Raw genomic sequence first — 10,564 nt, 5'->3', positions numbered from 1 at the left:
TTACCGTGTGAACAGGCGCCTGTTGACCCCTGCTGCCAGCCGGTATTCGGACTCGAGATCGCCCCACCCGAGCGCCTTCCCAGATTTTCATCCAGTGGCGTAAGCCCGGGCGGTCACCCTCACCGCTGCGCGTCAGTTCCGGATTCACACCGGATTCCCTGACCCCCTGTGTGGAGGTCCGCTGGCACAGAGGAACTTATCACCGCAGTGCACGGCCGGTCAGGTCGGCCGGTGTACGCGATCAGATCTCGATGGCCAGGTCGTCGATGTCGGTGAGGGTTCCACCGTCGGCGAGGATGCGCTCGTAGTTCTCGCGCCGACGGAGGTCGATTTCGGTGTTGCTGATGCCGCGCTTCCAGTATCCGAATATCGCGACGTCGTCTTTGTCGAGTCCGACGGTCGACCGAAAGTGCCTACGGATTGCGCGCATCTCGTTGCGTTCACCGGCTCCCCACACGACGTAGCTCGCGGGATCGGCGAGCTCGCGTGCTCGTACCGCCAGTGGGCCGTCGGGCTCGGCGAGATCTGCGCTCACGCGGTGAAGCTCCAGGCCGGGGAGAGCGGGCAGTTCGGCGAAAGCGACCTCGTCATCTGTTGTGACCCAGCCGATTCCGGCCACGTCGGTAGGTAGCTGCTCGATGATCGAGTACAGCGCAGGTATTGCGGTGCCGTCCAGAAAAAGTGCGATCCGTCGACCGGGAACGTCGGGGACCAAGAAGTGTGGTCGCGGACCGGTGAGACCGAAGATGTCACCGATGGCCAACGCCGCTGCCCACCTCATCATCGGGCTGGTCTGTCCGTGCAGGACCACGTCGATGACGATCGATCCGGCTACAGAATCGTAGGAACGCACCGTGTACACACGCGAAGCGTCGTCGAAATTGGGCCCGAGATTCATACGTACGGTGACGTTCGGGCGTGACCAGGTCGGATCGTCGGTCGACTCCGTCAAATGAGCCGTGATCCGCAGCAGGTGGTCGCTCGGTCGCTCCATTGCTTCGACGACGGCGAGAACGTCGTTGAGTCCGCGATTGTGGTCAGCGGTTCGTAGGACGCTCGCCCGGGGAGTTGTTGTGCTCGTGGCGTCTGTATGTGTCATGGACTGTGCTCCTGGATCGGGTTTTCGAGATGCCATCAGGTTAGTGCTGCCTAAGTCGGCAAAGTTGTCCAGAAGTGACATCTGATTACCTGAATCAAACCTGCGTCGCGGACAACGCGTTTGAGCGACTTGTACTCGCGCTGCTACGGTGCCTGTGATGTCCATACGCCGCTGTACTCTCGATTCCGGCCGTGCACTGCGCACGGCCCGATTCGGCGTAGCGACATTCCGCCGGGGGCGTAAGGCGATCGACCGCCGCCCCTCTGGTCTTGTCTGGATCGAAAGAGCCTCGGCCGCACCGGCCGGATCCGTCTGACATTCGCCACTTCGGCGAGCCTTACCTCGCTGAGATTTCGCAGTGCCACACCTGTTGCAGTGCTGCGTATTTCCCGTACCTGAAGTTTCTCGCGGGTGAGTTGTGAGTGTCGGCGCCGCCGAGCCTGGATTACCAGCCAACTCGTTTTCGCGAAAGGTACACAGCAATGAATCGTTTCGAAGGTCGTCGTATTCTCGTCACCGGCGCAGGATCTGGAATCGGGCAGGCCACCGCGCTGCGGTTGCTCGCCGAAGGTGGCCGCGTGGTCGCTGCCGACATCTCCGAGAAGGGGCTGGCAGACACCCGGAAGTCGGCTGAACATGCCTCGACGGAGGGTCGTCTCGACACCGTCGTCGTCGATATCGGTGACGAGAGTTCCGTCATCACGGTTGTGGGTCAGGCAATTTCGGCTCTCGGGGGATTGGACGTACTGGTCAACGCCGCCGGGATATTGCGAGGCGGGCACACCCACGAGACCTCACTGGACTTGTGGAATCAGGTGATCTCCGTGAACTTGACCGGCACCTTCCTCGTCACTCGTCAGGCACTGCCAGCTCTCCTGTCCACCGGCAACGCAGTGGTGGTGAATTTCAGCTCCACCTCCGCAGCCTTTGCGCACCCGTACATGGCCGCATATGCGGCGAGTAAGGGAGGAATCCAGTCCTTCACTCACGCACTGGCTCTCGAATACGGCAAGCAGGGTCTGCGCGCCGTCGCGGTAGCTCCGGGCAGTGTGAAGAGCGGGATCACCGACACCACGGCGTCGTACCTGCCGGAAGACACCGACTGGTCGCTCTTCGGCAAGCTGTCGCCAATTCTGAGCACTGATCTGGAGTCCGGTGGTGCTCCCATGGCCGGGCCGGAAAGTGTTGCGGGAGTTATCGCGATGCTGGCATCCGACGATGGTGCCTTCATCACCGGCACGGAGATCCGTGTCGACGGCGGCACGCACGCCTGATTCTGTGTCCGTCTGACGGCCTGGCCTGGGGCAGGCCGTCGGACGTGAGCCGTCATTCTCGCGAGCGAGTGATAGCGGGGACGACGTAGGACTGATCGAGTACGGCGGGCGAAGGTTCGTACATTCTCAGGACCGGTCGGAAGTCTCCGCGCGGGCAGGGGAGCCAGTTCGCCTTCGCCGTGGCATCTTTCGGCTCCTCGTGACTGATTGTGATCGTCAACGCACCGTCGGCGTCGTGGACGATGCCGGGAGTGCGGTCGCCGATCGAGTATCGGTCGATGGGGTTCGCCACGAGGAAGAAGTCCGGCACCGAGTACATCGTCAGCGACCAGAAGGCGCTCACCGGCGGAGTGGGGTCGAGTCTGATCGTGTAGGTGCGGTTTCCGTTCAATTGCGTTCCCTGATCGTCGACGTAGGTCATGATGTACGCCGCTTCGTAGGGGTGGTTGCCCCACAGCCCGCCCTTGGCCGCCGCCGCTCGTTCGATGATTCGCAACCTGGGATCGGCGATCTTGAATTGTGGATCGTCGATTGCGCCGACCTCGAAGTAGTCGAGGTTGTAGTCGAAGGCGTGGAAAGTCAGCTTCCAGCCGTTGGCCTCGGGGCTGGAGCCGTGCGTGAGTGCTTCGTGCAGATTCTTCTCTCCGGCGGTCAACCCGTCTGCGAGCGCCGCAGCGTCGTCGGCAGACAGCGATACATAGGGAGAGGCCCCGTGCTCGGTGACTCCGATCGGTGAGAACGAATCCTGGAGTTCTCGATCGCGCGGGGCCGGCGGAAAGGCCTGCGACCAGATGCGGAGTTTCTCGAGGAAGAGGAGGTCCTGGCTGACCTCGGAGTCGGGGACCGGTAGACCGGCCGGAGCCCGGGCGGAGTCGACGACGGTCAGGGTGGTGGCGTCCTGCAAGGCGTGCACGGCGGGGAGGTCGTCGTCGCCGCCGCACGCCCACCGACCGACGATCGATGCAACGGTCGTGGGAAATCTGATCACTGTGGTCTGGGCGGTCGGGGTTCCGGTCCAGGTGGGTGGGACGAGAAGGAAGTCTCCGCTCTTGGTGCCGGTGGCACGGTGCCCGACGTAAGCGAAATTGTTTGTCCAGGCGTCGACGAACTGGAGGACGTAGTAACGGCCATCGGTATCGGGGACGTGCAGCGCAACGGGGCCGACAGAAAGGTCGATCTGCGCCATGGAATACACGGTGTCGTTGTTGATCGTGACAAAAGTATCTGCCGGGCCGGCGAGTGTGCGGGCGTGACTGAAGGTGTTGAAAGGTGCGGCGGGGTTCGCTCCGACACCGTCGTGAACGTACCGATGGACCTGGTCGAGATTGAAAACGAGGGGAAATCCGTAGATGTACGCCTGAGCTGCAAGCTCGGTGCGACTGGTGTCTGTCATCTCTGCCCTCTCGTAGTTCGTCGGTTCGACGTCCACCTTGCGGGAACCCTGCCGTCGAGGCATCACCCGCCGAGGGTGACGACGGTAGAGGGAGAGGCCATGTCGGATCAGGAAACAGCGGTGCTGACTGCAACTGCAGACGAGTGGAACGTCGCGATGTGCTCGAACGACGCCGAACGGATCGGCGACTTCATGGCCGACGACTGGGTGATCGTCTCGGAATCCGGGGTATCCACCAAGGCGGAGTTTCTGGGTTTCGTGGCCTCTGGCGACCTGACTCATTCGGCGATGGATCGCGTCGGGCGCGCTCGCGTGCGTTTCTTCGGTGACGTTGCGCTTTTCACCACGCGGATCACCAATACTGCGCACTACGACGGAAGGCAGTACGACGCCGAGGAGTGGACCACCGACGTGTTCGCCCGGCGAGACGGTCGTTGGCGCTGCGTGTTGAGCCACATCACGCCGGCCGTCGAGGCCAAGATCGAAGACATCGAACCGTGAGGGATAAGAAAAAGAAAGACCAATGTTTTAACGCTGACATTATTGGGTAGTAATACGAGTTTCGTATTTATGATGTCAATTATGGGATTTCTTGATTGTGAAGTTTTTGTAGTAGCGTCAGTTGAGTAGATCATTTCTATACGCATACCGGATGAGGTTCTCACATGATTGTTCTCGGCATTATTCTGGCGTTGATCGGCTTTTTTACGGGGTTGAGCATTCTGACCACCGTCGGCATCATTTTGGTCGTCGTAGGTGCAGTTTTGTCCATCCTCGGTGCTACCGGGCGTGCAGTGGGCGGACGAAAAGTCTGGTATTGATCGATACTGCGCGAGTAGCTGAGAAGGCGGTACCTGATCTCTTCGGAGATCGAGTACCGCTTTTTCGTTATCCAATTGATTTTCGGTGTCTCTACCCGAAAGTATCGCTCTGAGCTGCGTCGGGTAAACATGAAGGATGCTTTCTCGAGATCATGCGGAAGAGAAACCTGTTGAGAGATTCAGGTTTCCTCGCAGATGGAATCAAGTTGACGAGTCACGCCGCGGTTTGGTGTTGGCGTGGGTGGCCTTCACACTGACGTTCGGTGGAGCACGTCTGGTGACCTGGTTGATCCAGATCGACACCAGGGACGTCGGCGACATCAGTGCCGGTGGGACGCACCTTCACCATTACCTGTGGGGAATTCTCCTGTTGGCCGGGGTGGCGATCTTCGGACTCGTAGACCGAAGCCCTCGCGCACGAACATGGATGGGCATCGCGTTGGGTATTGCACTCGGGCTCATCGTCGACGAGGCCGCGTTGCTGATCACTCTCGACGACGTCTACTGGCAGAGCGACGGCTGGCCCAGTATCGCCATCGCAGTGTCGATCATCGGAGTTGTGGGAACCGGGCTGGCACTGACCCGAAGCGGAGCGGAGAGGTCCCGAGGTTGATCCGACTACGGCACGGGTACTCACTCCCATGCCGGGAAGTCGCGCGGATCGTGAGGTGGCTTGAATGGATCCCAGTTCCGCAGACCGTTCACCGGACTCCGAAAGTGAAGTCCAAGCCGTAGATCCGATGGCGGAAGCGGAACGCGAAGCCGCAGCATTGGCGACGCCTGTCCGGCCGTTGGGTGAGCCCGGACCGAGATTCGACCGTCGGTCACCGTTCTTCATCGGTCTGAGCGCCGCGGCCGGAGTTGCCGTGACTTATGCGGTGATCGAAGTGCTGCTTGCGGCGCGAGGCATGCTGATCCTGATCGTGGTCGCGCTGTTTCTCGCGGTGGGCATCGAACCGATGATCGTCTGGCTGGAGCGGAGACATTTCCGGCGCTGGATCGCAGTCACCGTGGTACTCCTCGGAATTGCAGTGATGTTGGCGCTGTTTCTCGTTGCTGCGATCACCCCGCTGGTCGAGCAGGGACGTCAGTTTGCATCGCACGCTCCCGAACTCCTGACACACATTCGTGACCGGTACCCGATCGTCAACGACCTCGACGAGAAGTATCACCTCGAGCAGCACCTCACCACACAACTGGATGGTTCGGGTTCTGCGCTCGCGACGGGTTTGCTCGGTGCGGGGCGGGCGGTGTTCAGCGCAGTCGCCGACGCCGGAATCGTTGCTGTACTGACGACGTACTTCTTGATCGACTATCCACGAATCCGCACGAATCTGTATCGGCTGGTGCCACATTCGCGGCGGCCCCGAGCCATCGCCATCGGTGATCAGATACTGGCAGGTGTGGGTGGGTACGTCCTCGGCAATGTTCTGATCTCCGTGATCACCGCAGTGTGCACCTTCGCGTGGTTGTTGATCTTCGACGTGCCGTACCCGTTGATCCTGGCGCTGCTGGTCGCTCTGCTCGATCTGATCCCGATAGTCGGTTCCACGATCGCAGGGGTTATCGTCGCCCTGGTCTCCCTGACAGTCTCTGTCCCAACGGCATTGGCGACAGTTGCATTCTTCATCGCGTTACGTCTGCTCGAGGACTACCTGCTCGTTCCGAAGATCATCGGGAAGACGGTAGCGGTCCCGGCGTTGGTGACTGTGGTCGCGGTCCTGTTGGGCGGAGCGTTGCTCGGTATTGTCGGTGCGTTGCTGGCGATTCCGGTCGCTGCGGCCTTGCTGTTGCTCGCAAGAGAAACGCTCTTCCCCCGCCTCGACGCTTCTTGACGGGTTTCTATCGGACGCTTCGCGCGCGACGCCGCGAACCAGGATTCGGCTTGGGGCACATCCGAGTCGGGATGGTTTCCCCTTCGTCGGTGATACGGAATACCGATACTTTCTCGCTACACCCGTGATTCAGATCGACCGCGTATGCGATGGCGGCGCGATCCGAGACGAAATCTTCCATCACCGTAGTACCGTCCGGTAGTTCGATTCTGTAGTTTTCCATGACTTACACAACCTTCTTTCGCTAAGACGATCCTACCCGGCCCGCGAAATGGCAAACCGTGGAACATAACGTGCGACAGTCAACTTCGCGCCGCGCCGGTGCAATGTTTCGACAGTTCGCCTGTGGGGTAGTGAGAGTCGGTCAGCCCGCTCAGGCGGTACGAATCGAACCATGGAGGATCCGCGCAATGAGCGCAGTATCGAAAGCGATGTACAAGCCACTCTCACTGGCGACGAGCGTCCTCGGCGGCATTTTGGCCGGTGCCGTCTTCCAGCAGGTGTGGAAGCGCATCGGTGACGACAAGAATGCGCCCGAGCCAAAAGATTTGAGCAGGTCGAGTAAGGAAGTCCTGATCGCCGCCGCCCTGCAGGGAGCCATCTTCGCTGTTGTGCGAGCCGCTGTGGATCGTGCGGGGGCAAAGGGCTACCAGGCCCTTGCTCACGAAGATCCCCGGTAGGAACGCCCGGTTCGGTTCGGTTCAGTCGACGACGGCCGCGATTGCCTCGATCTCGACCAGTTGATCGTCGTAACCGAGAACGGTCACACCCATCAGAGTGCTTGGGGCGTCGTGATCACCGAACGCGTCGCGGACTACCTCCCACGCCGCAACGAGGTCGGCTTGATTGCTCGACGCCACCAGGACGCGGGTGCTGATCACGTCGGTGACGGACGCGCCCGCGTCCGAGAGAGCTGTTCTCAGGTTGTCGACGGCCTTGGCTGCCTGTCCTGCGTAGTCGCCGATGGCGGCAGTGGAGCCGTCCTCGTTCAACGGGCAGGATCCGGCCAGGAAGATCAGCCGTGCATCGGCGGGAGCCGTTGCTGCATAGGCGTATTCAGCGACCGATGAGAGTGATGTGGAACGGATCAGAGTTACCGACTTCGACATATTTTCCCCAAGGAATAGTAAAGTTTTGCAGCGAGTCTTTCACAGCGCGCCAGGGGTTGCCAATTCATTGTCGGACCCATCCATCCACGCTACGGCTACGAATCACTGTCAATGAGCCGAGAAGAAGAGCACGCAGCATCTGTCGACGAATGGCTGACAACCAAACAGGTTGCCGCACTGTTCCATGTCGACAGGACCACGGTGTCCAGGTGGGCGAGGGAGGGCAAGGTCGGCACTCTGAGAACGCTTGGCGGACATCGGAGATACCGACGTTCGGAGATCGAGACATTGTTGCGCAACCGCTCGACGACGCTTGATCCGAACTAGCCTCTGACATGAAACAGACAGGTCGCCGAGCACGATGAGGGCTCGGCGACCTGTCTGGTCAGCAGGAAGTAATTACGCCTTGGGGACGCGGATGATGAGTGCGTCGCCTTGTCCGCCGCCGCCGCAGAGTGCGGCTGCGCCGATGCCGCCGCCGCGGCGTTGCAGTTCGAGGGCGAGGTGCAGGGCGATGCGGGCGCCGGACATGCCGAGGGGGTGTCCGACGGCGATGGCGCCGCCGTTGACGTTGACCTTGGCGGGGTCGAGGCCGAGTTCGCGGGTGGAGGCGATCCCGACGGCGGCGAACGCTTCGTTGATTTCGACGAGGTCGAGGTCGGTGGGGTCGATGCCTTCCTTCGCGCAGGCCTTGGCGATGGCGCGGGCGGGTTGGGACTGGAGGGTGGAGTCGGGTCCGGCGACGACGCCGTGGGCGCCGATTTCCGCGATCCAGGTCAGGCCGAGTTCTTCGGCTTTGGTTTTGCTCATCACGATCACGGCGGCGGCGCCGTCGGAGATCGGGGAGGCGGAGCCGGCGGTGATGGTGCCGTCCTTGCTGAACGCGGGACGCAGTTTGCCGAGGGATTCGGTGGTGGTGTCGGCGCGGATGCCTTCGTCCTGGGCGAAGACGATCGGGTCGCCCTTGCGTTGGGGGATGGAGACGGGGACTACTTCGTTGTCGAAGTAGCCGTCTTTCCAGGCGCGGGCCGCGTTCTGGTGTGAGGCGGCGGCGAAGGCGTCCTGCTCGGCGCGGGTGATGTGGGCGGTTTCTTGTTGGTTGACTTGTTCGGTGAGCAGGCCCATGGCCTGGTCGGTGAAGATGTCGTGGAGGCCGTCGTAGGCCATGTGGTCGCGGAGGGTGACGTCGCCGTATTTGAAGCCTTCGCGGCTTTTTTCGAGCATGTGGGGTGCGCGGGACATCGATTCCTGCCCGCCGGCGACGACGATGTCGAATTCGCCGGCGCGGATGAGTTGGTCGGCGAGGGCGATGGCGTCGATGCCGGAGAGGCACACTTTGTTGATGCTCAGGGCGGGGACGTTCATGGGGATGCCGGCGGCGACGGCGGCTTGGCGGGCGGGCATCTGGCCGGCGCCGGCGGTGAGGACCTGTCCCATGATGACGTAGTCGACTTGTTCGGGGGCGACTCCGGACTTGTCGAGGGCGCCTTTGATGGCGATGCCGCCGAGGTCGGACCCGGAGAGGTCTTTCAACGATCCGAGGAGTCGACCCATCGGGGTACGAGCTCCCGCAACAATCACAGTGGTCGTGTCGGTCATGCCAGTTCAACTTTCAGTTCGGTGCCGGTCGCGGCAACAACGTCTTCGACGCTGACATCGGGGGCGAGTTCACGCAGGACGAGTGGGCCTTCGTCGCTCACATCGATGACGGCGAGGTTGGTGATGATCCGATTCACCACGCCCTGGCCGGTCAGGGGCAGGGTGCATGCGTCGACGATCTTGGGGTTGCCGTCGCGGTCGTTGTGCTCCATGACGACGATGACACGCCGGGCACCGTGGACGAGGTCCATTGCGCCGCCCATTCCCTTGACCATCTTGCCGGGGACCATCCAGTTTGCGAGGTCACCCGTCTTCGACACCTGCATGCCGCCGAGAACGGCGGTGTCGATGTGGCCGCCGCGGATCATCCCGAACGAGAGGGCCGAATCAAAATATGCCGCACCGGGATTGACGGTCACGGTCTCCTTGCCGGCGTTGATGAGGTCAGGATCGACGTTGTCCTCGGTGGGATACGGTCCGGTACCGAGAATTCCGTTCTCCGAGTGCAGGACCACACGAACGTCCGACCCCAGGTATCCGGGAATCAGTGTGGGAAGACCGATTCCGAGATTGACGTACTCGCCGTCGATCATCTCTGCAGCCGCCCGCGCTGCCATCTGCTGGCGCGTCCAACCCGTCACTGTCACTGGTGCGGTCATCGTGAGGTTCCTTCCGAAGCGCTGACGGTTCGCTTTTCGATTCGCTTGTTCTGAGGGCCGGTGTGCACAATTCTCTGCACGAAGACTCCGGGCAGGTGTACCGATGCCGGGTCGATTTCACCGGGCTCGACCAGACGTTCCACCTGAGCAATGGTGACCCGTCCCGCCATCGCGGCGAGCGGGTTGAAGTTCATCGCGGTCTTGTCGAACACGAGGTTGCCGTCGGTGTCACCGAGAACAGCGTGCACGAGTGCGTAGTCGGCGTTGATCGCCTCTTCCATCACGTAACGCTTGGTTCCGAAGACGCGAGTTTCCTTCGGAGGCGATGCAATAGCGATCGAGCCGTCGGCGTCGTAGCGCCAGGGCATTCCGCCGTCGGAGATGGGGCTACCCACTCCGGCCGGTGTGAAGAATGCGGGGATTCCGGTTCCGCCGGCGCGCAGACGCTCGGCGAGCGTGCCCTGCGGCGTCAGTTCCACTTCGAGTTCGCCGGCCAGGTACTGCCGGGCGAACTCCTTGTTCTCACCGACGTACGACGCGGTCACCCGTCGGATACGTCCGGCGCTCAGCAAGATTCCGAGACCGTGATCGTCGACGCCGCAGTTGTTGGAGAACACCTCGAGGTCGGTTGCACTCGTTCCTGCGATCGCGTCGATCAATACGTCGGGGATGCCGCACAAACCGAATCCGCCGACGGCCAGCGTTGCTCCGTCGACGATGTCGGCGACCGCGTCCGCCGCGGACTCGTACACCTTTGCTGTCATGTTTTCTCCCT

Annotated in this window: 14 protein-coding genes and 1 riboswitch; of the genes, 7 read left to right on the top strand and 7 right to left on the bottom strand. The window is 61.6% G+C overall.

The window, feature by feature from the left end:
* Positions 1-20: 20 nt before the first annotated feature.
* A riboswitch (cobalamin riboswitch) is annotated at positions 21-201 on the bottom strand.
* 40 nt (positions 202-241) lie between these two features.
* Entirely contained in the window at positions 242-1,099 is an 858-nt protein-coding gene (locus tag H351_RS26105) for a siderophore-interacting protein (protein ID WP_029254631.1), read from the bottom strand.
* A 482-nt stretch (positions 1,100-1,581) separates the two neighbouring features.
* Between H351_RS26105 and H351_RS26100 the strand changes: the two genes are divergently transcribed.
* Positions 1,582-2,373: an SDR family NAD(P)-dependent oxidoreductase gene (locus H351_RS26100; protein ID WP_029254632.1), complete on the top strand. Its 792-nt coding sequence runs from the start codon at positions 1,582-1,584 to the stop codon at positions 2,371-2,373.
* A gap of 52 nt (positions 2,374-2,425) precedes the next feature.
* Here the strand turns inward: H351_RS26100 and H351_RS26095 are convergent, their stop codons facing one another.
* On the bottom strand, positions 2,426-3,766 hold the full coding sequence (locus tag H351_RS26095; protein ID WP_029254633.1) for a DUF1254 domain-containing protein: 1,341 nt from the start codon (positions 3,764-3,766) through the stop codon (positions 2,426-2,428).
* Between the two features lie 99 nt (positions 3,767-3,865).
* Between H351_RS26095 and H351_RS26090 the strand changes: the two genes are divergently transcribed.
* The 4 genes from H351_RS26090 (at position 3,866) to H351_RS26080 (ending at position 6,422) form a co-directional block, all read left to right on the top strand.
* The gene (locus H351_RS26090) at positions 3,866-4,267 is read left to right on the top strand and encodes a nuclear transport factor 2 family protein (protein ID WP_029254634.1); all 402 of its coding nucleotides are present in this window, start codon (positions 3,866-3,868) and stop codon (positions 4,265-4,267) included.
* A gap of 164 nt (positions 4,268-4,431) precedes the next feature.
* Positions 4,432-4,587 (top strand): DUF6131 family protein, encoded by a 156-nt coding sequence (locus H351_RS32330; protein WP_003945564.1) that lies wholly within the window; start codon positions 4,432-4,434, stop codon positions 4,585-4,587.
* Between the two features lie 136 nt (positions 4,588-4,723).
* Positions 4,724-5,200 carry a hypothetical protein gene (locus H351_RS26085; RefSeq protein WP_029254635.1) on the top strand — a complete coding sequence of 159 codons (477 nt, stop codon included), beginning with the start codon at positions 4,724-4,726 and terminating at the stop codon, positions 5,198-5,200.
* Positions 5,201-5,264: 64 nt separating this feature from the next.
* Positions 5,265-6,422 (top strand): AI-2E family transporter, encoded by a 1,158-nt coding sequence (locus tag H351_RS26080; protein WP_029254636.1) that lies wholly within the window; start codon positions 5,265-5,267, stop codon positions 6,420-6,422.
* 7 nt (positions 6,423-6,429) lie between these two features.
* Here H351_RS26080 and H351_RS26075 read toward each other — a convergent pair whose 3' ends face one another.
* Positions 6,430-6,645, bottom strand: a complete 216-nt coding sequence (locus tag H351_RS26075; RefSeq protein WP_019747225.1) for a hypothetical protein — start codon at positions 6,643-6,645, stop codon at positions 6,430-6,432.
* A gap of 187 nt (positions 6,646-6,832) precedes the next feature.
* On the opposite strand from H351_RS26075, the gene H351_RS26070 reads away from it, so the two are divergent.
* Positions 6,833-7,102 carry a DUF4235 domain-containing protein gene (locus H351_RS26070; protein ID WP_007734706.1) on the top strand — a complete coding sequence of 90 codons (270 nt, stop codon included), beginning with the start codon at positions 6,833-6,835 and terminating at the stop codon, positions 7,100-7,102.
* A gap of 21 nt (positions 7,103-7,123) precedes the next feature.
* Here the strand turns inward: H351_RS26070 and H351_RS26065 are convergent, their stop codons facing one another.
* Positions 7,124-7,531 carry a RidA family protein gene (locus H351_RS26065; protein WP_029254637.1) on the bottom strand — a complete coding sequence of 136 codons (408 nt, stop codon included), beginning with the start codon at positions 7,529-7,531 and terminating at the stop codon, positions 7,124-7,126.
* 111 nt (positions 7,532-7,642) lie between these two features.
* Between H351_RS26065 and H351_RS26060 the strand changes: the two genes are divergently transcribed.
* The gene (locus H351_RS26060) at positions 7,643-7,858 is read left to right on the top strand and encodes a BldC family transcriptional regulator (protein WP_019747227.1); all 216 of its coding nucleotides are present in this window, start codon (positions 7,643-7,645) and stop codon (positions 7,856-7,858) included.
* 72 nt (positions 7,859-7,930) lie between these two features.
* Here the strand turns inward: H351_RS26060 and H351_RS26055 are convergent, their stop codons facing one another.
* The 3 genes from H351_RS26055 to H351_RS26045 are packed head-to-tail and all read right to left on the bottom strand — an operon-like array spanning position 7,931 to position 10,553.
* Complete coding sequence (locus H351_RS26055) at positions 7,931-9,130, bottom strand: acetyl-CoA C-acetyltransferase (RefSeq protein WP_029254638.1); 1,200 nt, start codon at positions 9,128-9,130, stop codon at positions 7,931-7,933.
* The gene (locus H351_RS26050) at positions 9,127-9,789 is read right to left on the bottom strand and encodes a 3-oxoacid CoA-transferase subunit B (protein ID WP_020906493.1); all 663 of its coding nucleotides are present in this window, start codon (positions 9,787-9,789) and stop codon (positions 9,127-9,129) included. The genes H351_RS26055 and H351_RS26050 overlap by 4 nt, the downstream gene beginning before the upstream one ends.
* The gene (locus H351_RS26045; RefSeq protein ID WP_201026953.1) at positions 9,786-10,553 is read right to left on the bottom strand and encodes a CoA transferase subunit A; all 768 of its coding nucleotides are present in this window, start codon (positions 10,551-10,553) and stop codon (positions 9,786-9,788) included. The genes H351_RS26050 and H351_RS26045 overlap by 4 nt, the downstream gene beginning before the upstream one ends.
* Positions 10,554-10,564 lie beyond the last annotated feature (11 nt).

Source organism: Rhodococcus erythropolis R138, assembly GCF_000696675.2.
GTDB lineage: Bacteria > Actinomycetota > Actinomycetes > Mycobacteriales > Mycobacteriaceae > Rhodococcus_F > Rhodococcus_F erythropolis.
Note: the sequence above shows the minus strand (reverse complement) of the source record. Positions and strands in the feature narration are given on the sequence as shown.